This window comes from Bradyrhizobium sp. TM102 (assembly GCF_009176685.1).
Lineage (GTDB): Bacteria > Pseudomonadota > Alphaproteobacteria > Rhizobiales > Xanthobacteraceae > Bradyrhizobium > Bradyrhizobium ottawaense.
The window spans coordinates 6,508,287-6,533,432 of the sequence record NZ_AP021855.1 but is presented as its reverse complement, the minus strand read 5'-3'; the positions used below and the strand labels follow the sequence as shown (position 1 = coordinate 6,533,432).

Sequence of the window (25,146 nt, the reverse complement as noted above, 5' to 3'; positions counted from 1 at the left end):
CCAGAAGCGATGGCACCGGGCTTTGTCCCGGTGCCATTTTCGTTTAGCAAGCGGTTCTGCTGCGGCTACCAATTCGGGATTGGGTCAAAGCGCCACTGGGCACGGTGCGCCGGTCATCGGGCACCCCGCATTGTTGCAAGGGGCTTCATGCGCTTTCGGACACTTTGCCGTCTTTTGGCTCTCGTCCCCGTCGGCTTCGGGCTTGCACCGCTCGGGCAGGCTCTCGGCGCTGCTGCAGAGCTAGGCGTCCGCCACCGCATCGACGTGATGGTCTCCGCGGAGCCTGACGCTCCTGTCTTGTCGCGCCTCAAGGGAGCCAAGGGCGAGCTGTCGTTCACGGTCCGGCTGTCGGCGAACTCCAAGGAGAGCAAGTTCTTCGGAATGCTGCGCCCGTCCTTCCCGGATATCGTTGTCCCCGATGGTGCGGGAAAGCCGCTGGTCCAGCAGACCAAGCTATGGGAGGAGGAGGTCTGTCATCAGCGCCGCGGCCTGCCCAAAGTCACGGTGACGCAGCTCGGCGGGCATTTCGGCGAGGGGGAGGGGCGGATCGAGATTTCCGCCATCAACCGGCACATCGGCGTCCTGGTCCCGCCCGACGAATTAACCCCTGGAATAAAACTCGATCCGGGCAGTGATAGCTTTGGAGTATTCTTGGCATTCCGGGCGCAGACCCGGAACAGCCGCCTCAACGTGGATCTGAAGATCTATCCGATCGATTGCTTCCTCTAAGCCCAAGAGCAAGGCTCGCCTCAAGAAAGCACGATGCGCCTTTGGCCTCCCAATATCAGCTGGTTCAGGATTCGTTGGTCATTGAGCCTGCCCGCGACCTTCATCCTGTTCTTTGTGGTGGCCGGCGCGCCGTTTCCGTTCGGCTCGACCAATGATCTGTCGATCGCATTCTGGTGCCTGTGCCTCGGGGTAGCGGTGATCGTCGCGCCGACGCGCGATCTGCGTCGGCCGCATCTTTCGTTGCTCGCCGGCATCGGCGTGATCGTTGCGGCTTACGCCTTCGTGCTGCACGAGCAGCTCTCCGACCATCCCTGGATTGCGCCATTCCAGCCGATCTGGAAGCAGGCCGCGGATCTGCTGGGCGTGCCGATCGCCCCGTCTGCTTCCATCGTGAAGAACGAGGCGTTCTTCGCGCTCGGCGCGCCGCTCGCCAACATCCTCGCGATCGTCCTCGGCATCACTGTCGGAGCGAACCGCGACCGCGCCCGCCGCATGTTGTGGGTGATCGCGATCTCCGGTGCGGCCTACGCCCTCTACGGCGTGCTCTCGTTCCTGATCGAGCCCACCATGATCCTGTGGCGGGACAAGACGGCCTATCTCGGCAGCGTCACCGGCACCTTCATCAACCGCAACACGGCGGCGGCCTATTTCGGCTCCTGCGCGGTGATCTGGATGCTGCTGATCCTGGAGGACGTCCGCCGCCGGCTCCCTGAGCGGCACATCGAATGGAAACGCCTGTCGCTCGATGTGCGGACGATCCCGCCAAAAGAGATCCTGCCGCAGCTTGGCTGCCTGCTGATCTGCCTGATGGCGATGTTCATGACGACCTCGCGTGCCGGCGTCGGCCTGTCGCTGCTCGCGATGATCGTCTCGTTCACGCTCTTCCTCCGAAAAGACCTGCCGCCGCGCACCGGCATCTGGATCTCGCTGGGCTCGGGCCTCACCGTCGCGCTCGGCCTCTTGCAGCTGCTCGGCGGCCGCGTCTCCAGCCGCTTCGACAGCCAGGGCCTGGTCGACGAAGGCCGCATCGAGGCCTGGAAATCGACGCTGCGGATCATCGGCGACAATCCCTGGTTCGGCACCGGCATGGGCACCTTCCAATGGGCCTTTCCGCCGTATCGCAGCCCCAACATCTCGATTCGCGGCGTTTGGGACGCCGCGCATTCGACGCCGCTGGAGCTTGCCTCCGAGGTGGGCATTCCGATGGCGCTGCTGGTGGCGCTCGGCTGGGCCATCATGCTGCTCGTCCTGGCCAGGGGCGTGTTCGGACGCCGGCGCGATGCCATCATCCCGCTGGCGGCGGTGGCGACCGCGACGCTGTCGCTGCTGCATTCGTGCCTCGACTTCACGCTGCAGGTGCCCGGCTACAGCATTCCATTCTTTGCGCTTTTCGGCGCGGGCCTGGCGCAGTCCTTCCGCACCAAGGAGGGCCGGGCGATGGCGGAGGCGGGCGCCACCAGGCGGCGAGGCGAGGGCCATCCGACAACCGCTGGCGCCGCCCCGAGCCGGGTGCCCCAGCTTCATAAAAGTGTCTAGATTTGAAGCAGTTGCGTCGTTTACGAAGTCTTTAGAATAAGTGGACAGCTGTTTTCTCTTCGGTTAGGTTCCGCACTGCACAGCCATTTGCCCGGGCCGAGGAAGCACATCGGGGCAGCTGATTTTTTGGAGGTTGATTTATGAGCGTTATCAAGATTGCGCTTCGCATGGCTGCCGCCGCGGCCCTCGCCGCGACGATCTCGTCGGCCGCCAGCGCCGCCGTCTACCCGCCGCAGCGCCAGCTGCCGGCCACCGTCATTTCCGACTTCAAGGCTTCCCCCAACAGCCTGCTGCAGCAATATCCGACCGGCGGCCCGCAGCTGATCTCGCGCGTGCGCGACCTCGGCGCCTCCGATCCCACGACGCTTCCCGGCCTGATCGCGCTGTTGAAGGATCCTGCGACCACCAAGGACCAGATGCGCGCGATCGTCGGCGGCCTCGCCCAGGTCGCCCGCATGGCCGCACAGTCCGACCAGGCTTTCGCCAATGAGATCCAGGCCGCGATCGCCAACACCGGCAACGCCGACGTCATCGCCGCCTACCAGGCCGCGACCGGCGACGTCGCGATCGCCGCGACCGGCGGCGGCGCGGGCGGTGGTGGTTCGGGCGCGGGTGGGCCAACCGGCACCAGTGGCTTCGCCACCGGCGGCAATGGCGGCGGCGGCACCACCTTCGGCAACAACACCACGGCCAACAACGCTCCCAACGGCGGCAGTGGCGGCGTCAGTGGCACCACGAACAGCGTGAGCCCGCGCTGACCGGAACCGGCCCTCTCGGCCGACCCATGACATTTCACGGCAGCGGCGCCCGCGGGCGCCGCTTTGCTTTTGCGCCGTTAAGCTTCCTGCAAAATGTCGCGTAAGACGCGCTGTGCACTGCATCGACCGCGTTCAATTGCAGGCAGGATTGTGCTAGTGGTTCGCCCAGCGCGGGCTTTGGCATCAGATTTGCCCCGGACGCAGCTGGGCTGTTGGCGAACATTAATCCCAAGAACACACATCGATCCATTTTCAGGAATTGCTAGATGTTGCAGGTGAACAAGCCGACCTCGGAGATCAACCGTGATTTCGCCGAGGCCGACGGCTCCCCGTCGCAGACGCTGACTTCCTACCTCGACATTATCCGCCGCCAGTTCCCGACCATGGTCGCGATCGTCTCGGCCTGCGTGATCCTGGCGCTGCTCTATCTCTTCACCGCCGCGCCGCTGTTCACCTCCACGGCGTCGATGGTGATCGACACCCGCAAGGTGCAGCTGTTCCAGCAGCAATCCGTGCTCGGCGACATCGCGGTGGATTCCGCGACGGTGGAAACCCAGGTCGAGATCCTGAAATCCGAGAACATTAGTCTCGCTGTGATCCGCGATCTTCATTTGATCGAGGATCCTGAATTTACAGGTAGCGGCGGCGGCATGCTGGGGTCGTTGGTTGATTTCATCGGCTCGTTTCTTTCCGATGGGCATGCGCCATCGGAATTTGAGTTGACTCGCAAGGCACTGGAGCGTTTCGAGAAGAACCGCATGATTAAGCGGCTCGGACTCACTTATGTTATGGAAATCGGCTTTACCTCGAAGGATCCGACTAAGGCTTCGAAAATCGCTAATTCGATAGCCGATGCCTACATCGTTGACTCACTTGAGGCCAAGTACCAAGCCACGCGCCGCGCCAGCGTGTGGTTGCAGGATCGTATCAAGGAACTTCGTACCCAAGCCTCCGCCGCACAGAAGGCAGTGGTGGATTTCAAGACCGCTAACAACATCGTCGACACCGGTGGGCGCCTGATGAACGAGCAGCAACTCGCCGAGGTTAACAGCCAATTGGTAATGGCGCACGCCGCTACGGCCGAGGCCAAGGCGAGGATGGACCGCATCAACGACATCCTGAAGCAGGAGATTCCGGATGCCAGCGTCGCCGACGCACTGAAGAACGACACCATCGTCAAGCTGCGCGGCCAGTATGTCGATATGGCGTCGAAGGAATCGATCTGGTCGATGAAGTACGGATCGGATCACCTGGCTGCGGTCAATCTCCGCCGGCAGATGGCAGAGATCAAAAAGAATGTTATCGACGAGTTGAAGCGTATCCAGGAGTCGTACAAAAGCGACTACGACATCGCCATGACGCGCGAAGAGGCGATCAAGTCGAGTCTCGCCAACGTCGTCTCGGAATCGCAACTCACGAACCAGGCGCAGGTGCAACTGCGTGAGCTCGAGAGCAACGCGCAGTCTTACCAGGCAATGTATGACAATTTCCTGCAGCGCTATATGGAAAGCGTGCAGCAGCAATCCTTCCCAATCACAGAAGCGCGTGTGATTAGCGCGGCCACGACCCCTCTTAAGAAGAGCTATCCAAAAACATTGATCATCCTAGCTGCTGCCCTTGGTGGAGGCTTGATCCTAAGCTTTGGGGCCGCAATGGCGCGGGAGCTTTCTGACAAGGTATTCCGGACCACATCGCAAGTGGAAGAGATATTGGGTGCAAACTGTATCTCGATTCTCCCGACGTTGGGTGCTGCGACGTCTACAGGAAAGGACTTTGCTAGGGGGCTAAGTAGCAAGCTTTCAAAAAAGGCGAATCCTGAGCCGGATCTTCTTCGCTATGTGGTCGACAATCCGCTATCGCGCTTCTCGGAGGCCGTCCGTTCATTGAAGGTCGCTGTTGACCTCAATTCGATCATTCGCGAAAATCGCGTTCTGGCGACAACCTCCACCCTACCTAACGAAGGTAAGAGCACTCTTTCAACGAACCTCGCTCAGCTTATGGCCCACGGTGGCGCCCGAGTTATCCTTGTGGACGCTGATCTGCGAAATCCATCTCTTTCTCGTGCCCTAGTGCCCGACGCGAAACTCGGTCTCGTTGACGTGGTTGGCAAGAAATCTCAGCTTGCTGACGCAATAATCGTCGATGTTCAAACTAAGCTATCGATCCTCCCGGCCGGACTCACGTCCAAGTTATTGCACACTAATGAGATACTCGCCTCTCAAGCGATGCACGCATTGATCACTCAGCTAAGGTCACAATTTGACTACGTCGTGCTGGACATGCCGCCCATGGCCCCGGTCGTCGACGTGCGAGTTACCTCTCCGTACGTCGATTCATACATCTTCGTTGTGGAATGGGGCAAAACTAACATCGACGTCGTCAGGCACAACCTGCGCGGCTCGCCGGAGATCCAAGACAAGCTGCTCGGTGTGGTTCTGAATAAAGCCGACACCAAGGCGCTTGCTCGGTACGAGTCGTATCACGGCCGATATTACTATCAGAAGTATTATGCCCGATATGGGTATGTGGAATAATGATCTATGCGAGAATTTCCGGTCAGATGTGGCCTTCTGTTGGCTGGAGTAATCGCAGTTTTGTGGCTCGCCTTTACTCTACCATCAATCTGGTCCGCTGCTGCGGAGGCAAATGCGGCCTCTCAGATTCTGTCTGGTCAACGCTTTAGGCCTGAAACACTCTCCGAGTTTTTGAGGCGGTTGAGCGCGTTGCCTGCGACGAGCATGCCTCGATCAACAATCATAAGGGCCGAAGCGCTAATCAGAGTTAGCTCAACGGAGAGCGTAGACCGCCAACTAGGCACCGATAAGATCGATGAGCAAATCGCCGCGGCGGCGGAGAGTGTCAGGCTTTCTCTAGTTCTAAATCCGAACGATTCATTTCTCTGGTTTCTGCGTTACTCACTCGAAACACGACGTCTCGGTTACGATTCTAGGAACCTAAGGTACCTCAATTACTCCTACGAACTCGGACCTTATGAGGGATGGATATGCTTGCGGCGTCACCGGTTGGCGCTATCGATCTTTGATTTGCTCAGCGAAGCTGTTCAGGAGCGTATCGTCTCGGAGTTTGCACTAATAACGGATGCTGATCTCGTCGACGATGCTACGCAGGCTCTAACCAGCACCGGCTGGCCACACCGACAACGGTTGCTTGCCGGCCTACAGCAGGTTGATTTGCTTTCAAGAGAAAGTCTCAGTCGTCGGTTAGCGCGCGACGGCTTCAAGGTAAATATCCCGGGGGTCAAGAAGGAAGACAGGCCTTGGTAATCTCTTGTGGTTTATCTCGCACGGTAGTTCTTGGTTTATTTCTAGTGTCCACTCCAATTTGGATTTCGGAAGCTCAAGCACAGTCGAACTCAACAATAACCTTGCAAGGGCCCGCTGAAAGCTCAAACCAGCCCATAATGCGAGACGGGGTCGGTCGCCCCTGCCTTGACATCGAGGCCGCTGCCCGCAGTCATGCCATTAATCAGAAGATGTTCGACCATGTCGTGAGTATTAAGAATAACTGCCCTCGTAAGATAAACGTCAGAGTTTGCTATTATGGCTCTGACAAATGCAATGCGATCGATCTTCTTGGCTACAAGAGAGTAGACACTATCCTCGGTACAATGACTGGCATCAAAGTGTTCAGATACGTCATATACCAAAAATAAATTCGAGGCGAACTTGCTGCCTATATTCACATATGAAACGCGAAACGCCGGTCATGTTGATTCCTTCATGGAAAGCGGTAAGCGTGCCGGCGCTCACGTTACTTTGCTCTCATCGCCGCCCGATAAGGGCAACAAGGGCTACTCAATTTTCCTCCAGAACTATATTCATAAATCCCTCAATCCTCCAGCATTTGAGATTGCATGTTTCGCCCGATACTTCGCAATAGCCGACCGTTTGAAGCGATCTTCCGTGGATATGTTTTTCTTGTCTGACACGGACATTTTAATCCAGCCGAAATTTAGTGAGATCGAAAGCTTTGTCGGTGATGTCGACACGCTCCTAAGCGCGGCTACGACAGCGACACGAGATCCTTACACCTATCTGGAAATGTCACCGCATTTTTCGTTCTGGCGTAAAGATTCCCTTGCGTCCTTCTTGGACTACATTCAGCAGACTTACAGCACTGCCAGTGGAAAAGCGCTCCTGGAGTCCGTTTTCGAGCGAAATCGTCGGCTCGATCCGCGCTCCGGAATTTCCGACATGACTCTGCTTGCGATGTGGCAAAAGGAGTGCGGTCTTAAAGTAGAGAACGGAACGACTATACGAGACAACAAGACCATTGATCACAACGTTGGGATGTCCTCCCACCAGAGCGCTGATCAATTCCAAATGCGGTGGGGTATTAAGCGACTTTTTCGGGATGGGGCGGATCTTTTGTTCCGGACTCACTCTGGGCAACTGGTCTATCCCTACGCCATTCACTTTCAGGGTAAATATAAGATGATTATGGCGGACACGCTTGCAGGAAAGTCGTTTCTTCCTGTTGTCACCGCTCAGCTGATCAGTGCATTGAGGACGGGTAGGTCAAAGCTCGCCCGGAGGCGGCAGGTAGGAAACTCGTTATCGACGGGGCAATGAACAGAGTGCCCAGACTGCTGCAATCCCCGCGATGGCTTGGCAATCTCATGTTGCTAACCGGGCGCGCATCGGTCTACGCATCAGGCTTCCTGTACAATCTGGTATTCTCATCCATTCTTTCGCCCGCCCAATTTGGCGAATTTGCCACTTTGATGGCTATGGCAGAGTTGTTGCTGGTTCCTGTCACTTTGGGAAGCGGACTCTTGGTCTATCGTGAGGCGAGGCGCACAGGGGTGATGCCTGCCGCCCAGATTGCGACAAGTCTCGGGATAGGCGCGGTGCTCGCGCTTTTGTTGCTTCTGGCTCTTTCGAGCGTTCCAAGATTTACGAGTGAGCAGCTTTTCTTCGCTCTGAGTATCGCGCTCCCGCTGGGCGCGACCCAGTTGGTGATGAATGCGTTTCGCGGCTTTGGATCGGTGACACTATTCACACTAGATCCAGTCATCCGATATTTCCTGTACACAGCGTCAGCGAGTTTCCTTTGGCTCTGCTCTGTCCACGATCTTAGAGAATTTCTTCTTGCTATAGTGGCATCGAACTGTGTGATCTTAGTTGCATATTTTTGGGCGAGCCTCAGGGGACGTGAGCGCTCCTGGCGGTTGGATGGAGTTGATCGTCGGGAGCAAAGTTGGCTGCTCTTCTCGGCGCTGCTTAGCTTCGCCGTTCGCAAGAGCGACATTTTGCTTCTGTCTAGTAGTCTAGGAAACGCAGAACTAGGAAACTTCAAAATCGCTCTGGTGCTTTCAGAAGCGCCTATGCAGTTTGTTCAAGCCATCATGTATAAGTACTCGGCGACTTTCGAGTTTGGATATAAGGGCAGTCGCCGGAGAATCGCCTTGAGCCTTGGCGCCCTAGCATTGCTGTTGAGCTTTGCTGCGCTGTGCGCTGCCTTCGTATTCCAGAATCACTATTCCGCAAAATACGACTTCTTGTCCCAAATGCCTTATCTGCTTTCCTACTACTTTTTCAGAGTGTTATGCCTGCCGCTGGACCAGGCATTGGTTATGGATGGTAGGGCGAAACTTCTGACTGTAGTCTATGGGATTTCGGCTATTCTCAAGGTCAGCATACTATTGGCGAGTGCGCAGATGTTGGGTAGCGCCGCGCTGGTGGTCTATCCCGTTCTGGGCTTGATTGATGTTGCCATAGTTCAAGCGGTGGTTCGGAAGCATGTAGGAATATCGTTCTTGAGATGGCTGCTCGGATGAATCGCCTCTCTTATAGTCGTTTGGATCTACGCTCTATGCCGAAGCGGACTCAGGGATTGGCGCCGTTTTCGCTTAGTGTGCTTGTTGTCAATTTGGGTACAATCCCGCTTTTACTAGCTGTGGGTGTCGGTCCGCTGACATACTATGCGCTGTTTGCAATGTACCTCCTGACCCTGGGCTTCTGGCTCATTCAGGGTGACGTAACTGAGGACTTTCTGGCGCTCTCGGTGATGTTTGTCGCATTCTACGTTTTGCTTCCCGAGCCAATGTTGTCGGAAGCTCAATATTATTTTTGGAACGCTCCGTCAGAGTTCAACAATCCTAATGGTTCTGTTTTGTTGATGTGCGGAGTATTTTTGGCTACCGCGACGTTTCCCACGCTTTGGCGTGCCCGCATGCCGAGAGAGTTTGCAGCTCTTCCCGTGGTGAGACTGCGTGTTCCCGTTCTTGGACTTGTCGCGCTAGGTCTGATTGCGTTTGCCGCTTTGTTTCCCAGCATCTTGCTACAAACCCGGGCCGAGGTGCGTACTCAGGTAGGTCAGGAAGGGGGCGCTCTCCGCCAGCTTTTGCTTGTCACTGCCCCGCGCGGATTAGCCGGCGGCTACCTGATCGCTCTTGCCATCTCTGCTTGTGGGCGGATAGCTCGCCACAAGGCATTGCCGCTTTCGGAAATGATGCTTGCTTTGCCCGGTGTAGCATTCTTCAATCCGGTTGCGATCTCGCGTCAACTATTGTTGACCGGCTTTCTCGCGGTGATCTTTATATTGTCTCGCTTCCGTATCTTTGATCGCAAATGGATTTTGGTTTGTCTGCCTCTTGTCTCCTTAGTTATAGCGCCAGCTATCTCTAACATTACGAGGTACGAGGCGCGCAATGACGTCTTCCCCTTCGCGCCCGATTTTGACGTTCATCAAAATATCGCACTAGCGATGCAGTTGGTCGAGCTCGAAGGTCATAGGTTTGGCCTTCATTTGCTCGCTTCACTTTCTACGGTGTTGCCATCGGAGCTGAAGATATTTCAGGCTGAGCATCTCCTCGCCTCCGGCCGACTCAAGGCTATATATAGTCAGACCAATATATCTCTTCCGATCTTTGTCGAATTTTTCGTGGACTTTGGTTGGATTGGCGTGGTCATCATGACCTATGCGCTATTCGCGGCACTACGAAGACTTCAAGAGAGAGTCTACTATCATGCGCCGAGTCTTTGGCTATTGGGTGTTTCGGCAATCGTTAGCGCAAACTGGCTTTCACTTAACCGTGGCCCGTTTCTAGGTAACAGTCCGGTTTTGATCTTTTTTATACTTGGCTGGACCGTTTGTGTATTGGGCTTGAGATTGAAGGTGCCCCTTTCTAAGGCGGCAGAACGCTATTCTCGGCATTTGATAGAGCGGAGAACCGGATGATGCGTGGAATGAGGATATCTGCTATATTTTGCCCGGTGGATGATCAGCAACTTGATCCGTTTGTACAGCGGCTTGCTAATAAGCGAGTTGAGTTGGTGTGGGTTGCACCGCACGCTTGGCGTCTCGAAAATAGCAGCGAGGTTGATGTCTTCCAGGAGCGAGATCTATCATCAGTGATTATGCTTCGTGGCGGCGACCAAGATTAGCTTCGGTGCACTCTGGCGGGTGGCTGCCAAAGTCTTTTTACATTGGGGTTTACTGTGGGTTTGCAACGCTCTTTAATTGACTTGGTTCGTCGAGAGCTCAATAGAAGAAACCGTACGATCATTGCAACGATGCCCAATCTCGGGCGGCCGCGGCGGATCAACGTTTTTGAGAATCTTTATACGAATGAATATGTTCGTCTCTCGACCCTTGATTTGATAGCCGACGAAATCGCTCGAAAGCAGGTGGTAGGCGCGGTCGCGGAGCTTGGAGTATACAAGGGATATTTCGCGCGACGAATCAATGAGGCGTTTCCCGGGCGTACGCTCTACCTGTTCGACACGTTCGCAGGATTTGATGCGGCCGAAGAGCAGGCTGACCGCAATAGGGGATTAGTTCATAAGCGCGACTTTTCAGATACGAACGAGCGAGACGTCTTACGTAGGATGCCTTCACCAAGTCACTGCGTGGTCCGGAAAGGTTTGTTTCCTTCGACAGCTGTGGGTTTGGAGAGTGAGTTGTTCTGCTTTGTGTCTATTGATACCGACTTGCATGATCCGATTTTGGCCGGTCTAAACTTTTTTTATGACCGGCTGAGTCCGGGCGGATACATCTTCGTACATGATTACAATAACTCGCAATTTCCAGGCGCTAAGGCGGCAGTTCAGACATTTGCTGAAGCCAGAAAGATATCACTCGTCCCGCTCCCCGATGTTTACGGAACAGCCATTTTGACGCGCTGAGACTAGACTGGGGACTACTCTGAACTAGGTTGGGCACCGAGCACATTCTCGAAGAATTGAATGTAGCGTTCCGCTGCATATCTAGGTTCTGTTTTCTCTGCCAGCTCCCAACGTTCGTGCGATGAAAAGTTGGAAAGATAAGTCAGGAATCTTTGAACGTCGAAGCTTGTTGTCGCTGGGTCAACGAGAAAGGCGTATTCGCTGAATAGCTCCCGATGCACTGGTATGTCTGAGAGTAAAAGCGGCCGACCGAGCTTTGCCGCCTCAGCAGCAGACATATTGAAGCCTTCGAAGAGGGACATTGAGACAAAGAACTCTGCGCCTGCAATCAAATTGAGTACTTCTTGTTTCTCAATGAAACCGGTGAAGACTACTGATTCTGGATCCAGGCCAGCCTTAGAGATCAAGTCCCTTTGCTTCGGCTGCCGTCCTGTGACGATTAGCTTGAGCTTCGGGGTAACCGAGCGCAATTGACGAAAAAGTTCGAAGACCTTTTCTAAATTTTTGTGCGGGTAGGAGTGGAAGTTCGCAATCGCGTATGGAGCGCCGGCGTACTTGCTGGCGCTGTCACTTGAGTGACTGGCACTGGCAACTTCGATCGGCGTGAGGATCACTGCTGACCGGCTGGGAGGGCCGTAGAATTTAACAAAGTCGCTTTGCGTTGCTTCACTAATAAAAACCACTCCCGCAGCCCTGCGTTGGGCCAACCGATACGAAAACTCCAAGATGAGGCGCTTCAATATCGATTGGAAGCCTGGATAGTATCTAAACTGAAGATCGTGCACTACCACAATCGATTTGGCCTTCGACCAAGGCAACGGTAGCGCAAAATAGTTTGGAAAGAGAAGTACAACAGGATCAGAGAAATGGCGAAGGCTCAGCTCTATTTCAGAAAGGAAGCGCCAGAGTGTTCTTCCCTTTGTTCGGTCAGCGGGGAACACCTCAATAAGATCGCTTGTTGTTTGACTAAGTGCTGATGCGAGATTATTGGCCATGTCGGCTACGCCGCCCGGGTTCTGGATATAGGCGTAATTGTGAGACATGATATATTTCGCCGGCATTTTGTTTGACTCGATCAACGCAGTTGGCTCAGCAGCTTGAGGGTGCTATCTCCGATTGCTCCTTCTTGGTAGATGCCGACGTTCATCGTCAATCCTATGCCCAGTCGAGAATAGCTGCTTATTGTCGATTCCATTTGGTCGCGAGAATATAGGGGCGGAGCAATTTCTCCTGGACCCCGATGCCCCCAGCGTCCGTTGTCGTCAATTGGAGCAAGTACATGGCCGACGCACGGAAGCTGGTCCAAAAATTCGGCAGTCAGACGAATAAGCTCTGGTCGGCCCTTATCCTTAGCCAATGGCCCAGTTGGATCTAGACCATCAGATTCGCCCGACAGAAAATCTTGGCCGGGCGTCAAGGGATAAGGATGTTTGACCAGAAAGCAGCCGTCGTTGAACGCAAGTGCGGCTTGAGGGTTGCCGGCGCGCAGTGCCGAGGTCCACAAGGGCCAATCACGAGCCGAGTTCGGAAAGGCACGCCAGTTGTAGCAACCGTCTATCCACCACCCGCTGCACAAAGATCCATATCGTTCAGAATACTCTCGAATGAAGGTGGTGTATTTCCGCTGAAACTCACGCTGATCGTCCGGATTCCAGCCAAATACTTGATGAAGACTTGTTACTGCTTTGATTTCTCCTGGGAGATAGGCGATGAAGCGCACTCCTATCTTAGCTAATGCCTTAGCTAATTCCAGAACTAGGTCGCGCTCCGGCGTATGGCCCGGCCCCGCAAGAGAGTCCAAATATTGATTCGGACTAGCGTAGTAACCGGTGTTTTGACCTACTGTGAATATAAGCCAGCGCGCTTTGGTCTGTGCTATTTGGTCTACCAAGTGGTTTATATCGAAAGAATTCACTGCCTCATTCAGGTTTTTTTGATACTCCCCCCTACGTGGGGCTGGACCTGGTGCGATCCAGTGAACCATTAAGCCCCAGTTGCCCTTTAGCCAGAGCGCTCTTGTTGCCCCTGCAGACGCTGACCTCTCCGCCGGTATTGAGGAAAGTGCAGCAGCTGCAAGGGAGCCGTGGAGGAATGTGCGCCTCGAAACCATTTTCTCGATCCAATCAGCTTCCCTAGCTACACGATTTCGGTCAGGTGTCCGCGCTGAACGAGGCTCGTGTGTAGCGTCTTGCAGGCTTCCATGTCGGCATTAGCGTGCATGCATTCAAATGATGAAGCCGGTATCTCTGTTGATAAGTCCCCTGCCATGAAGTTCGCAATTTCAACAGCAGTACTGAGGCGGGCGCCTGGAAATCCTACATTCTTTAGGACGTCGTCAATAAACCCCCGAACGTATCGGTCTCGATCGGGAATGTAGAAGCCGATTGGACGGCGGGTCAGAGCGAAATCAATGAAGACAGACGAAAAGTCGGTTACAAGACAGTCCGCAGCTGCCAAGAGTTCTTCGTAGTAATCGTGCTTTCCATTGTCATCGGCAGCTCGAAGGACGCGAATGTTCTCGAAGGTTTCGTTTAAGTAACCGTTCAAGTGATCCATTGGATGCAGCTTTAGAATGCAAACCGTGTGTGTATCGCCGAGGAGATCGTCGACCGCTTTTAGAAGGTCCGACGTAATAACATCCGATTTCGAGTCGGCTCGTACATCGCCAAAGAACGACCTTCGAAAAGTTGGCATCCACACCGCCACGCGAGTGTGCTCTGGCAACTCCAAGTATCGCGGGATGGGTCTCTTGACTCTGAGCGCATCATTCCGCGGAAGTCCGCTTATGAGAACGCGTGAATCGGGCACCCCGAACGCTTGCGCGATCACCTTCTGAAAGAAGGCCGACGTAGAGATCGCATAGTCTGAGTAAAAAGGGGTGCGCCTAGCTCTTAGATCTAAGAGTTCGATCGTCTTCAAGGGCATGCCATGCCAAAGATTTACGATCGTTCGCGTCTTTGAACCTCGAAAGAAATAATAGTGTCCATGCGTATGAAAGGTGTACTTGCTTCGTAGAAACAAGAAAAGGCCCTTCAATGTGCGTTTGCGTGCGATTCGAACATTGCGTTCGGTCCCATGCATTTCGAGCAACTTTTCTCTTGATGCCTGGATATTCGCAACGAGCCAGATCCATTCGACTTCGTGCGAAGCGTGCTTCGCAAGGTAGCGAAAGAAGGCCCACGCATTATCGCTCAGATCTGGACTGCTTATGAAGCATACTTGCCTAGGCTTTGGCGGTACTAGGGCAAGTATGGCAGTCAAGCATTTACTCGCAAGGTCTACGACCAACCGCTTATCAAGCAAGGGAACGAACACCTTGTTCGCGCTGCACCTGTGCTTGCTTCTCGCTGTGCGCCTCGAATATGTCGAGCTTGATCGATGTCGAGGAAACCGCGGGCGTCCTGGGCAGGTAAACAACTCGGCAATGAGGCTTCAAGAAGTCAAATTTCCCAGCCCAATCATCGCCCATTCCAAAGATGTCCACTTCATGCGCCTTCACGTCATGAACTTTCTGCTCCCAATTGCTCTCTGGAATTACAAGATCCACGCATCGGAGGGCGGAAACGATTCTCACTCGCTCTTCGAACGAAAAGCAGGAGCTCTTTCCTTTTCCCGAATTGAACTCGTCCGTGGAGACGGCGACTATTAGGCGGTCCCCCATAGCGCGAAGGCGCTCGAGCACGTTCAGATGGCCGATGTGGAACAAATCGAAAGTGCCGTACGTGATTACTGTTGTCATATGTCCTTCACATCGTTCGTGTAAAACATCATCGGGACCGAGATGAACAACTTGTGTTCAAGGCTCAATAAGCGGTCGCTTGCGAAAACGAGAGGAGTGCGGTCTTCACGACAATCTTGATATCCAACCCCAAGCTCCAATTATTGATGTACCACAGATCGTGCTCCACGCGCTTCTGCATCAGCTCGAGCGTGCGGGTTTCTCCGCGGTAACCATTAACCTGGGCCCAGCCGGTGATGCCGGGCTTGACGTGGTGGCGGAAGGCGTAGTTGCCGATGATCTGCTCATATTCGGTGTTGTGGGCGGCCGCGTGCGGGCGGGGGCCGACGAGCGACATGTCGCCCTTGAGCACGTTGAGAAGCTGCGGCAGCTCGTCGATCGAGGTCTTGCGCAGCCATTTGCCGATGGGCGTGACGCGCGGGTCGTTCTTCTGCGCCTGGACGATGGTCGGGCCGTCCTCCAGCACGCGCATGGTGCGGAACTTGAAGATCTTGAACGCGCGCCCGCCGAAGCCGTGGCGGGTCTGGCGGAAGAACACCGGGCCCTTCGAGGTCAGCTTGATCAGGATCGCGGTCACCAGCATCACGGGCGCGAACACCAGGAGGGCAAAGCTCGCGCCGACGAGATCCAGCGCCCGCTTGAGCGCACGCTCTTTCCAGGACAAGGGCGCGCGGCGCAGCTCGGCGGTGAAGGTATTGCCGGTGCCTTCAAGCGGATAGCGCAGGAAGCGCGCCGTGTTGGCGTCCGGCACCAGATGCACCGGGACGGGGAGGATCTTCAGCGCGTCCAGGATGCTGTCGATCGCGTGCTGCCGGCTCCAGTTCATCAGCAGGAAGACGTGCTCGATCCGGTTCTCGCGCGCATAAGTGATCAGCTCCTCGAAGCGCGGCGCCTGCGAGGAGAGCAGCAGCGGCGAGGCGAGCTCCTTGGCGGGGATTTCCATGACCCGCATCAGGCGGTAGCCGTGCTGGCCGAGGTCATCGACCGCGTTGGACGAGGTGGCAAGGCCGAACTCGGCGATCATGATGGCGCGGCCGTTGGCGAAAGCGCCGGTGCGCAAGCCATGCGCGGTCCAGCGCGCGGCCGCGATCTTCCAGGCGAGCAGAACGGAGAGGCCGACCAGATAAAACGAGATGGTGGTGCCGCGGGAGAACTCGTCGCTGACCTTCATCGTGAAGGCGATCGCCAGCAACGCGCCGAACAAGCCGGTCCACGTCGTCAGCGTCATCCGGAACGTGCGGGCCAAGTCGGTGATGGCTTTGAGGCGATAGCCGTGCTGCACGCTGGTCAGAAGGATGAAATTGATTGCGACCAGGACGCTCGCCGCCGCATAGACGTCCGCCTTGCCGAGCGTGCCCGCGGTGGCGATGTGATAGCCGACCGCGCAGCCGATCCCGCTGAATACGATCAGCGCCGCATCGACCACGGCCATCAACCGCTCGACCACCACGGGACGCAGCCAGCTCGGCGCATAGCCGGTTGCTGTTGCCGGGGATTGCTCGACCTCACCAATTTCCGTCGCAGAATCAGGGACGGGCACCGGTCGAGTGGAAAGAATTGTCATCTTGCCAAGCCCATTGACGCAAAATTCATTATCCGAACGCGCCGTGCTATCGGTCAAAATCGCTTTTAAAACAAGGCGAAGGGAAAATTAACCTTACCCCAGAAGCTTCATTGTAGCCCATCTCGCCTCGACTGATATGCTAAATTTCACAACCCGTTAGGAAGTTCTCGTTGCCCCGAACCCAGTCCCGGCGGCGGACCCGGCCGAAAGGGAGGCGTTACCTTGCCATTGGCCTCGCTGCGGCGGCATTGGTGGGGACCGCGCTGCTGCTTCTTCGCCCCGATGCGGCCCCCATACGAACTCCGACGGCCTCCGCGGCCGTCGGGGTCAAACTCCTCCTGGACGGGCCATATGGCGCGCGGTTTGCCGGCGAACTCTCTGCATCGAGGCAGGGGTACTTCTCCTCCCGCATTGAAATGGCGGCCCTGCCCGAAGACCCAGAGTTCGTCCAGACGATTGCACGCCAACATGCCATCGGCGTGACGAGCGGCCAGAAGTTCCTGCTGGCGAGCTGGCGCGGCGTCCCTGTGACTGCGTTTGCGGCAAGCTTCCTCGATACCTCTGTCGCGATTTTCACGCTTGAAGCCTCGGGATTGCGGCGTCCGGCTGATTTGGTCGGAAAGCGAGTCGGATACCGCAGGGCGAGTGAGGGCGACGTCGTTTTCGACGCCATGATGGCGCAGCTCGGGCTGCCCCGCAGCCAGATTACCAAGGTGCCAGACCGCGACAGCTTCGAAGCTCTGCGGGGCGGGCAGGTGGATGCGATCATCGCTGGAATCGACGAGCAGCCGGATCCCTCCAGTTCGACGTTCACGAAGCTGAATGTCATCAAACCGCAAGACTATGGCATCCATGTTCCTGGCTTGGTCTACTTCGCGAGTAACGCTCTCGTCCATGAACAGCCATCCATGATTGCCGATGTCCTTCAGGGCCTCATCCGGGGATGGCAATTCACCTACGCGGACTATGCACGGAGCGTGCCCGTTCTGGCTGGGACCGGGCCGGCCAGTTTGAATCCCGAGCGGCTGAAATTCGAACTGCAGCAGCTACGTCCGCTCGTTTTGCCGACAGGGGGGCGCATCGGCGATTACGACGAAAGCCGTTGGCGGACGCTTCGGGACATTCTCCTCTTCGCCAAACTTGGCGAAGAGGACGTGCCGCTGGCCCAGACCGTCAACTACCAGTTCCTCCGAGATGTGTACCGACGTTCACCCGACCTTGCTGCCCCGGGCGCCTGGAGCGAGGAAAAATAGGACCAAGAAGCCACAGTTGCCCGCCATATCGCTATAAAGGCCCTCCCCAAGCTGCGCCGTCGGTTGCCTTTTTGGCCCTAGCCTTGGTAATCTAGGCTTTACTATTTAGGCTGGTTCGCGGTGGTCCTCGGGTTGCGGCCTGGTGGGGCGCGGGGAATGGACCAAATCCGCAGGGGCGAGGAGCTTTTTTGGGATGTTTAAGACCATGATGCGAGGAGGCCTTTTGGCCGCCGCCGTTTCCTTCTGCGCAGCGAGCGGAGCAAGCGCGGCGATGCAAATGCCGGCGCCGGCGGCCCTCCTGACGGGTGCAAGCCAGGCGACGCCTGTCACGTTCTGGGCGCAGCCCTACCCATATAGATATGTGCCGTCGCGCCATTGCCCCTTGGTGCGGGTCGAGACGCCCTATGGCTGGTATATGGACCGCGTTTGCGCGCCCGTCGGCCCTGTCCTGCGTCGGGCGTACTGAACTTCGGCTGACCTAAAGCGGCGAGCGCCGCTTTTTAGAAGATTTACAAGGCAGCCGCACAGCTCATGCGGCTGCCTTGCTCATTTTTGTTTCGCCGTGTGCTGCTCTTTTGTGCGCGCAGCACGGGTTCACCATGAATATCTTTGTCGGGCCGGGATAGGCTGTTGCATGGTGAAGATTGTGTTACCAGTTTGGCGGGGCTGCATCGGCAGCGTGATTGCGTAATGCGGCGGTAGCCGGATCTCACGGAATTGACGGTCCGGCCAATCGAACGCCGGTAGAGGATACGATGACAGGGGCTTCAACCTACGATCTCACGGGCAAACGTGTCTTCGTCGCGGGTCACCGCGGCATGGTGGGATCAGCTGTCGTCCGCCGGCTTGTGTCGGAAAATTGCACCGTGCTGACGGCTGATCGGCGTGAGCTGGATCTGACAAAGGAAGAACCCACGCTCAGATGGCTCGAGGCCAATCGCCCGGACGTCGTGATTCATGCCGCTGCAAAAGTTGGCGGTATCGCGGCCAACAACAATTTCCCGGTCGACTTTCTCTGCGACAACCTTGCGCTGGAATTGAGCGTGATCCGTGCAAGTCACGCGGTTGGTGTGCGGCGCCTGCTGTTCCTCGGCTCGTCGTGCATCTATCCAAAGCACGCCAAGCAGCCGATCGCCGAAAGCGAATTGTTGACCGGGCCGCTCGAGCCGACCAACGAGTGGTATGCGATCGCCAAGATTGCCGGCCTCAAGATGTGCCAGGCGTATCGTCGGCAATATGGCGACGATTTCATCTCGGTAATGCCGACCAATCTCTACGGCCGCGGCGACAATTATCATCCCGATCATAGTCACGTCCCGGCCGCGTTGATCCGGCGCTTCCATGAAGCCAAGCTGGCCAATGCAACCAGCGTCTCGGTGTGGGGCACCGGCACACCGCTCCGCGAATTCCTCAACGTCGACGATTTTGCCGATGCCTGCGTCTTCCTTCTGAAGAACTATTCAAGCGATCTTCCGATCAATGTCGGCAGCGGCGACGAATTGTCGATCGCCGATTTTGCGAGGACAGTCGCGGAGGTCGTGGGCTATCAGGGCGAGCTCGCGTTCGATGCGTCAAAGCCTGACGGCACGCCACGCAAGCTGCTCGATAGCTCGAGAATTCGCGGGCTTGGCTGGCGACCGAACGTCGCCCTGCGGGCCGGTCTCGCGGCCGCCTACGCAGACTTTTTAAAGGGCTCTGGACGTCATCTGGAAGTCAGCGCGACGCGCTGAGAAAAACTACGTAAGACTACAAGAAACTTTTTTATTGCGAACTTTTGATTTGGGCGGGGCTTTATGCGTGTTCTCTTGGTCGGCATCAACTATGCCCCCGATCTGATCGGTGTGGCAAAATACAACGCTGAGCTCTGCGAAAGCTTGGCTGCCGAAGGTCATGAAGTCAGGGTCATTACGGCACCTCCGTATTATCCAGCCTGGAAGATTCCCCCGGCGTTCAAGTCGTCGTATTTCAGGTCGAGAGATATTCAGGGCGTTCGCGTGACCCGTACGCCGATTTATGTGCCCGGACATCCCTCGGGCGCCAAGCGGCTGGTTCATCACGCTTCATTCGCGCTTACGAGCGGGGCGCCGATCCTCGTTGAGGCGCTATCCTGGCGCCCCGACGTTATGATCGCCGTCGCACCATCATTAATGTCGGCTGCCTTCGTCTCATTCGTCGCTCGTTGCGTCGGTGCCAAATCATGGCTTCATGTGCAGGACTTCGAGGTGGACGCGGCATTTGATCTTGGTCTGCTACGCAATCCTAACTTGCGAAAATGGATGCTTCGAGCCGAAGCGGCGATCCTCAAATCGTTCGACCATGTTTCAACCATCTCTCAAGCGATGGTGGACCGGTTGAGAATCAAGGGGTTGAGTCCTGACAAGACAGCCGAGGTGAGAAACTGGATTGACACCAACGCGATCTGCCCGGGTTCGCGAATGACCAAATACCGTCAGCAGCTGAAGCTGGGCGCGGCCGATATCGTTGCGCTCTACTCCGGAACAATGTCGAACAAGCAAGGCCTTGAACTCGTGATCGAGGCTGCGATCGGTTTGGAGGAGAGCCATCCTCATATCCACTTCATCCTTGCAGGCGATGGGCCACATAAAATGAGGCTGGAGCAGCTCGCTGCCGGACGTCGCAATGTCCATTTTCTCGGGCTTCAGCCCAACGAAAGTTTCAATCAATTGATGGCCACGGCCGATTTTCATCTGATCCCGCAGAAAGCCGAGGCCGCCGATCTGGTGTTGCCCTCCAAGCTTGGCGCGATCTTCGCGTCGGCTCGGCCGGTCATTGCGATGGCTGAAGAAGGCACGGGCCTCGCGGCGGAAGTCACGGATGCGGGCCTGGTGATTCCACCCGGAGATTCGTCGGCGCTTGAGCTTGCAATTTGCCAGCTCAGCGAGGCGCCGGCTCTCCGTGAGCATTACGGCGAAGAAGGAAGAAGGCGCGCGCTTGATCGTTGGGATCGACGCGCAATTGTGCACCGGTGGTCGGAGGCCATGGCAGGGCAGGGCAGTGCGACAGGGCAGAAGAATGTCGACTCGAAAAACGCTGCCGGCGACATTGGGCTTCCAGTGGAGGATGCCGTTCGGTCACCTTAAAGCATCTGATCTCAATTCGTTGTCGTCCAAAAAAATGAGCGCCGTGATGGGCGCTCATCTGGCTTCTTGCCTTGCTGGCCGATCTGCCAGGACTACTCGTGGCGCGGGAAATACCTAAAGCCGTGCTGCTTAATCAGCTCATCGCGTTTTGCGGATTCGAGATCTTCCTTCATCATCTCGCGAACGAGGCTCTCGAATGAGGTCTGGGGCTGCCAGCCGAGTCTTTCTTTCGCCTTGGACGGATCGCCAAGCAAAGTGGCGACCTCTGTTGGGCGGAAATAGCGCGGGTCGACCGACACCACGCATTTTCCGTTTGCAACATTGTAACCCTTCTCGTCGACGCCGGCCCCCTCCCATCGGATCTGCATGCCGACTTCGCTCGCCGCCACGTTAACGAAATCTCGAACCGAATGTTGAACACCGGTCGCGATGACGAAATCTTCCGGCTTTTCTTGTTGCAACATAAGCCACTGCATCTCGACATAGTCGCGCGCGTGTCCCCAATCGCGCAATGCATCGAGATTGCCGAGATACAACCGCTCCTGCAGGCCCAGATGGATCCGGGCCAATGCCCGCGTGATTTTTCGGGTGACGAAAGTCTCACCCCGGACGGGAGATTCGTGATTGAAGAGAATGCCGTTGCAGGCATACATCCCGTAAGCTTCACGGTAATTGACCGTGATCCAGTAGGCATAGAGCTTGGCGACGGCGTACGGCGACCGGGGGTAGAAAGGAGTGGTCTCCTTTTGCGGGATTTCCTGGACCAGACCGTACAGTTCCGAGGTCGATGCCTGGTAAAATCGGGTCGTCTTTTCCAGTCCAACGATCCGCATGGCCTCGAGAATTCGAAGTGTGCCCAGGCCGTCGGAGTTCGCCGTATACTCCGGCTCCTCGAATGAAACGGCCACGTGACTCTGCGCCGCGAGATTGTAGATCTCGTCCGGCTGCACCTGGCCGACAATCCGGATCAGGCTCGAGGAGTCCGTCAGATCGCCATAGTGGAGCCGAAAGGGCGGGTCAGGCTCGTGCGGATCGAGATACAGATGATCGATGCGATCGGTGTTAAACAGCGAGGTCCGGCGCTTGATGCCGTGGACCTCGTATCCCTTCTGCAAAAGAAGTTCGGCCAAATAGGCGCCGTCCTGGCCAGTGACGCCGGTAATAAGTGCTCGTTTCTTTGTCATATCAGTCCCAAAGATGGAAATTGGTGCTTACACGAAATTGACCTGGTTAGGGAGGGCGAAATGGAGCGAAAATCAAGCTTAGATTAACAGCGTTTGGCTCCAGCCGGCGCGCCAAAGGATCTCCTCCGAGTACGTGCGAGGCGCAGTGCCGTTCAAGGTGTCCGTCCCTCGTTTGATCGTAGTCGGGCGAGAGGCCTCCAAACCGCGGAAAGAACTAGATCGGATTCTTGACCATATGAGGCTTGGCCCCGTTGATCAGAATGCCAGCTAGAAGGTCGCGACTTCCCGTGTCCACCGTTGTGGATCCGTTCCCGACTCCGCACGCAGGATAGTGAACCGATCCAAAGCATCTACAAGCGGCGTGACCACTGGACTCAGATTATCGAGTACGAGGACTGCTCTTCCCTCACGCACGAGCAGCACAAGATGGTGCTCTCCAGTCGCTCGCACGACGACCTCTGCGAGAAGGAGGGCCGAGCTGGGCCAGCCGGATCGCAGCAGCAGATGCCGCTTGGTGACGGCATAGTCGCCGCAATTGCCCTCGTCAGGGAATATCTGCCATTCCGCGTCACGTCGGCTTGCGGGCGGATCCCTTGGGGTTATGCCAAAATTCACGATTGAATTGATTTGTGCGAGTTCTCGCCAACGCTGAATTGAGGAACGGAAATCTCGGACCCTGCGGTCGTCGTGACGTTGGCAATCGTCGGGATATTGAATGCAGAATTGTGAGAATGACAGCGGTGGCGTCACCGCTTGGGATTCGTAGTTCGAATAGGCGGGCTGGCTGCAAACGCAATACATTATGGCCAGCATGCGGACCGCATGCCTGATCATCAAAACTTCGCCTGGCATTCCTGATTGCTAGGCGAAGTATATTGCGATGCGGTGGAAGCGCTACGATAATTGTGAGGCAATCGATGCACAATCGTGGAGCAGCGTGCGCGCGCTTGATCTGAACGAGGTGAAGGCGGCCAGGGTATAGGAGTCTGTGGCCTCGAACACCTGCAAGATTTGGAGGTGTCTGCTCCCGCTCTGTCGTATGAAGCTGCTTGCGGAATGAAGCTAGGGTCCGTGCAAGACCTCGTCCGGATGTCCTCTTCGCCGGAACGTGACGTAAATCTTGGTGCAAAAAGCACAGTTGGAGGAACGGCTCCACAGGATCGCCGTCCATACCCGCCCGTTCGTCCCAAATACCGAAATCCGAAGAACCCGTCGGAGAATGGTGCGGTCGCGGCAGGCTACCGCGGTGGCTCCAACCGCAGCTCCGAGGCGGTCGGCAGTTAGACGATTTCCTCATCGAGCGGGCTTCGGTTCAAAAGCGCGAGACAAATTGAGCGGTGGGTCGCGATCGCGTCGGAAACGCGAAATACTGATCTGCCCACCTGATCAAGGTAAGCAGTTCAAAGCCCCGGCGTCGCCCGGGGCTTTTTGTTATCAGGTGGTGAGCAAGCTCCCCAGGGGAGCCAGCAATTCCGCGTCGGGGCCTTCAGCGGTACCCGTGAGCGGGCAAACGAGCGATAGGATGGAGGCCGGCGGAAGGCCTGACGATGTCAGTTTTTGGCCCGAAGCTGCCCCGGCTGAGCGCGGACCAAGGGTCCGCTTCAAGGGGAGAACGGACAGTTGCCGGCCTAGCTTCGTTCGTCCACCTGTGACCCTGAGCAGACCTCAGCTCCTTATAATTTCGGGGACGTCTCCTCGCGTCCCATTCGCGAATGACGCCGCGCGCTCTTCGGCCTGCGCTCAGCGAGGCGGCGCGGACTAGATATGCTGACGTTGAGTTTCTTCGCATTTGGATCCAAAGCCGGTCGGGCTCCGGCCCATTGCGATGCGGTATTTCTCGGCGCGACAATCTGTATCGCGCGCGACGAACAGCTGACCTATACTCACTTAGCCGCCTTACGACCTTGCGGGCCTGCCCATGAAGTGGCGAGGATTGATTGCACTTTTCGGCGTCGCGGCAATTGTCTTCCCTTGCGCGGCATACGCGCAAAAGGGCGCACTTCCAACAATTGGCTATCTTGGCTTCGACTCAGCCGACAAAAGTAAGGAGTTGCTCGACGCCTTTCGGGATGGTCTCCGCACCAAGGGCCTTGTAGAAGGCCAGAACGTCACCATCGAGTATCGCTTCGCGGATGGAAAGTATGATCGCTTTCCGGAATTGATCGCAGATCTGATTCAGGATCGCGTTCGAGTGATCGTCGCTGCCACTGGTACAAACGGAGTCTTGGCGACAACGAAAGCGACTAAGACGATTCCGATCGTGTTTGCAATTGCCATGGACCCGGTACTTCTTGGCGTTGTTTCCAGTTTGAACAGGCCGGGAGGAAACGCGACTGGCGTGAGCATGTACACTCCGCAACTGACCGCCAAGCGACTTGAGTTATTGGCAGAGTTGACACCGGGAGGCGGAACAATCGCTACGCTGGTAAATCCAACGAATCCAAACGCGAATGTAGTGGTATCGGATGCCGAAGCTGCGGCCAAGTCGCTTGGCCGAGAAATTCACGTCCTGGAGGCGAGCACCGATGAGCAAATTTATGCTGCCTTCGGCGAAATCAGAAACCGGAAGCATGCCGCGCTTCTTGTCAGTCCAGATGCATTCTATATTGCACGCCGAGAGCAACTCGCAGCGTTGTGCGAGCAGTATCGGATCCCCGCGACTTATGAATGGTCATTTTTCGTCAAATCCGGCGGACTTATGAGTTATTCGCCCCGCATCACCGATGTTCAGCGTCAGCTTGCCGACTATACAGCAAAAATTCTGAGCGGCGCTCGACCCGCCGACCTTCCGATTGAACAGCCGACTAGATTCGAGTTGGCGATCAATATCAAAACAGCAAAGAACATCGGCCTTACTATCCCGCCCTATCTCCTCGCTCGCGCCGACGAAGTGATCGAGTGACGCATGCCTCTGCTCCTAGCCCTGAGGCGAAGACCGCGGTTCAGCCCGGCATGTCAGCAGTTAAGGCACCCCCGGACGTGCCGAGAACGCGACTAGATCGACACGATTGACCCAGGGCGGGCATACTGTTTGTAACTTCGATGTCGGCGTTGCGCTGTTTAGGGAACGTGGACCGCGGCTCGACTGAGGTTTACGCCATGGAGGCGCACCTAGCTTCAACGGAACTGGAA

At 56.4% G+C, this 25,146-nt stretch carries 20 protein-coding genes; 13 read left to right on the top strand and 7 right to left on the bottom strand.

The features are described from left to right. Positions 1–9: 9 nt before the first annotated feature. The 8 genes from GDN70_RS30905 to GDN70_RS30870 all read left to right on the top strand — a co-directional run bounded on the left by GDN70_RS30905 (position 10) and on the right by GDN70_RS30870 (position 11,173). The gene (locus tag GDN70_RS30905) at positions 10–729 is read left to right on the top strand and encodes a hypothetical protein (protein ID WP_240536522.1); all 720 of its coding nucleotides are present in this window, start codon (positions 10–12) and stop codon (positions 727–729) included. 81 nt (positions 730–810) lie between these two features. Continuing rightward, entirely contained in the window at positions 811–2,265 is a 1,455-nt protein-coding gene (locus tag GDN70_RS30900) for an O-antigen ligase (protein WP_244625839.1), read from the top strand. Between the two features lie 140 nt (positions 2,266–2,405). Beyond that, positions 2,406–3,023, top strand: coding sequence for a hypothetical protein (locus tag GDN70_RS30895; protein WP_152103434.1), 618 nt, complete (start codon positions 2,406–2,408; stop codon positions 3,021–3,023). Positions 3,024–3,289: 266 nt separating this feature from the next. Continuing rightward, the gene (locus tag GDN70_RS30890) at positions 3,290–5,557 is read left to right on the top strand and encodes a polysaccharide biosynthesis tyrosine autokinase (protein WP_152103433.1); all 2,268 of its coding nucleotides are present in this window, start codon (positions 3,290–3,292) and stop codon (positions 5,555–5,557) included. A 1,206-nt stretch (positions 5,558–6,763) separates the two neighbouring features. Continuing rightward, the gene (locus tag GDN70_RS30885; protein ID WP_152103432.1) at positions 6,764–7,615 is read left to right on the top strand and encodes a hypothetical protein; all 852 of its coding nucleotides are present in this window, start codon (positions 6,764–6,766) and stop codon (positions 7,613–7,615) included. Further along, positions 7,612–8,823 (top strand): oligosaccharide flippase family protein, encoded by a 1,212-nt coding sequence (locus GDN70_RS30880; RefSeq protein ID WP_152103431.1) that lies wholly within the window; start codon positions 7,612–7,614, stop codon positions 8,821–8,823. The genes GDN70_RS30885 and GDN70_RS30880 overlap by 4 nt, the downstream gene beginning before the upstream one ends. Positions 8,824–8,858: 35 nt before the next feature. Next, positions 8,859–10,226 carry a hypothetical protein gene (locus GDN70_RS30875; protein WP_152103430.1) on the top strand — a complete coding sequence of 456 codons (1,368 nt, stop codon included), beginning with the start codon at positions 8,859–8,861 and terminating at the stop codon, positions 10,224–10,226. 335 nt (positions 10,227–10,561) lie between these two features. Then, positions 10,562–11,173, top strand: coding sequence for a TylF/MycF/NovP-related O-methyltransferase (locus GDN70_RS30870; protein ID WP_152103429.1), 612 nt, complete (start codon positions 10,562–10,564; stop codon positions 11,171–11,173). Between the two features lie 14 nt (positions 11,174–11,187). Here GDN70_RS30870 and GDN70_RS30865 read toward each other — a convergent pair whose 3' ends face one another. The 5 genes from GDN70_RS30865 to GDN70_RS30845 all read right to left on the bottom strand — a co-directional run bounded on the left by GDN70_RS30865 (position 11,188) and on the right by GDN70_RS30845 (position 16,476). Continuing rightward, positions 11,188–12,216, bottom strand: a complete 1,029-nt coding sequence (locus GDN70_RS30865) for a glycosyltransferase (protein WP_173015901.1) — start codon at positions 12,214–12,216, stop codon at positions 11,188–11,190. 32 nt (positions 12,217–12,248) lie between these two features. Beyond that, entirely contained in the window at positions 12,249–13,088 is an 840-nt protein-coding gene (locus tag GDN70_RS30860) for a hypothetical protein (protein ID WP_152103427.1), read from the bottom strand. Between the two features lie 221 nt (positions 13,089–13,309). After that, on the bottom strand, positions 13,310–14,488 hold the full coding sequence (locus tag GDN70_RS30855) for a CDP-glycerol glycerophosphotransferase family protein (RefSeq protein ID WP_244625838.1): 1,179 nt from the start codon (positions 14,486–14,488) through the stop codon (positions 13,310–13,312). Continuing rightward, positions 14,469–14,912, bottom strand: a complete 444-nt coding sequence (gene tagD / locus GDN70_RS30850; RefSeq protein ID WP_152103425.1) for a glycerol-3-phosphate cytidylyltransferase — start codon at positions 14,910–14,912, stop codon at positions 14,469–14,471. The genes GDN70_RS30855 and tagD overlap by 20 nt, the downstream gene beginning before the upstream one ends. A 64-nt stretch (positions 14,913–14,976) precedes the next feature. Next, entirely contained in the window at positions 14,977–16,476 is a 1,500-nt protein-coding gene (locus GDN70_RS30845) for an undecaprenyl-phosphate glucose phosphotransferase (RefSeq protein ID WP_244625837.1), read from the bottom strand. Between the two features lie 251 nt (positions 16,477–16,727). Between GDN70_RS30845 and GDN70_RS30840 the strand changes: the two genes are divergently transcribed. The 3 genes from GDN70_RS30840 to GDN70_RS30825 all read left to right on the top strand — a co-directional run bounded on the left by GDN70_RS30840 (position 16,728) and on the right by GDN70_RS30825 (position 20,830). Continuing rightward, the gene (locus GDN70_RS30840; RefSeq protein ID WP_240536519.1) at positions 16,728–17,729 is read left to right on the top strand and encodes an ABC transporter substrate-binding protein; all 1,002 of its coding nucleotides are present in this window, start codon (positions 16,728–16,730) and stop codon (positions 17,727–17,729) included. Positions 17,730–18,484: 755 nt separating this feature from the next. Then, positions 18,485–19,459, top strand: coding sequence for a GDP-L-fucose synthase (locus GDN70_RS30830; protein WP_028142342.1), 975 nt, complete (start codon positions 18,485–18,487; stop codon positions 19,457–19,459). A 63-nt stretch (positions 19,460–19,522) separates the two neighbouring features. Next, entirely contained in the window at positions 19,523–20,830 is a 1,308-nt protein-coding gene (locus tag GDN70_RS30825; protein WP_028142343.1) for a WcaI family glycosyltransferase, read from the top strand. A 92-nt stretch (positions 20,831–20,922) separates the two neighbouring features. Here the strand turns inward: GDN70_RS30825 and gmd are convergent, their stop codons facing one another. Continuing rightward, a complete protein-coding gene (gene gmd / locus GDN70_RS30820; protein ID WP_028142344.1) occupies positions 20,923–22,014 on the bottom strand; it encodes a GDP-mannose 4,6-dehydratase in 1,092 nt (363 codons plus the stop codon). 267 nt (positions 22,015–22,281) lie between these two features. Next, the gene (locus GDN70_RS30815) at positions 22,282–22,815 is read right to left on the bottom strand and encodes a transglutaminase-like cysteine peptidase (protein ID WP_240536525.1); all 534 of its coding nucleotides are present in this window, start codon (positions 22,813–22,815) and stop codon (positions 22,282–22,284) included. A gap of 368 nt (positions 22,816–23,183) precedes the next feature. On the opposite strand from GDN70_RS30815, the gene GDN70_RS35625 reads away from it, so the two are divergent. Together GDN70_RS35625 and GDN70_RS30805 are read left to right on the top strand one after the other, a co-directional pair. Continuing rightward, positions 23,184–23,348, top strand: a complete 165-nt coding sequence (locus tag GDN70_RS35625; RefSeq protein ID WP_371731599.1) for an H-NS family nucleoid-associated regulatory protein — start codon at positions 23,184–23,186, stop codon at positions 23,346–23,348. Between the two features lie 599 nt (positions 23,349–23,947). After that, positions 23,948–24,916, top strand: coding sequence for an ABC transporter substrate-binding protein (locus tag GDN70_RS30805; RefSeq protein ID WP_049824211.1), 969 nt, complete (start codon positions 23,948–23,950; stop codon positions 24,914–24,916). Positions 24,917–25,146: the final 230 nt, after the last annotated feature.

Bases quoted from the DNA above. Each gene is read 5' to 3' on its own strand.
- GDN70_RS30905 (WP_240536522.1), top strand. From the start codon at position 10: ATGGCACCGGGCTTTGTCCCGGTGCCATTTTCGTTTAGCAAGCGGTTC.
- GDN70_RS30895 (WP_152103434.1), top strand. From the start codon at position 2,406: ATGAGCGTTATCAAGATTGCGCTTCGCATGGCTGCCGCCGCGGCCCTC.
- GDN70_RS30890 (WP_152103433.1), top strand. From the start codon at position 3,290: ATGTTGCAGGTGAACAAGCCGACCTCGGAGATCAACCGTGATTTCGCC.
- GDN70_RS30885 (WP_152103432.1), top strand. From the start codon at position 6,764: ATGGAAAGCGGTAAGCGTGCCGGCGCTCACGTTACTTTGCTCTCATCG.
- GDN70_RS30880 (WP_152103431.1), top strand. From the start codon at position 7,612: ATGAACAGAGTGCCCAGACTGCTGCAATCCCCGCGATGGCTTGGCAAT.
- GDN70_RS30875 (WP_152103430.1), top strand. From the start codon at position 8,859: ATGCCGAAGCGGACTCAGGGATTGGCGCCGTTTTCGCTTAGTGTGCTT.
- GDN70_RS30870 (WP_152103429.1), top strand. From the start codon at position 10,562: ATGCCCAATCTCGGGCGGCCGCGGCGGATCAACGTTTTTGAGAATCTT.
- GDN70_RS30865 (WP_173015901.1), bottom strand. From the start codon at position 12,216: ATGTCTCACAATTACGCCTATATCCAGAACCCGGGCGGCGTAGCCGAC.
- tagD (WP_152103425.1), bottom strand. From the start codon at position 14,912: ATGACAACAGTAATCACGTACGGCACTTTCGATTTGTTCCACATCGGC.
- GDN70_RS30845 (WP_244625837.1), bottom strand. From the start codon at position 16,476: ATGACAATTCTTTCCACTCGACCGGTGCCCGTCCCTGATTCTGCGACG.
- GDN70_RS30830 (WP_028142342.1), top strand. From the start codon at position 18,485: ATGACAGGGGCTTCAACCTACGATCTCACGGGCAAACGTGTCTTCGTC.
- GDN70_RS30825 (WP_028142343.1), top strand. From the start codon at position 19,523: ATGCGTGTTCTCTTGGTCGGCATCAACTATGCCCCCGATCTGATCGGT.
- gmd (WP_028142344.1), bottom strand. From the start codon at position 22,014: ATGACAAAGAAACGAGCACTTATTACCGGCGTCACTGGCCAGGACGGC.
- GDN70_RS30815 (WP_240536525.1), bottom strand. From the start codon at position 22,815: ATGTATTGCGTTTGCAGCCAGCCCGCCTATTCGAACTACGAATCCCAA.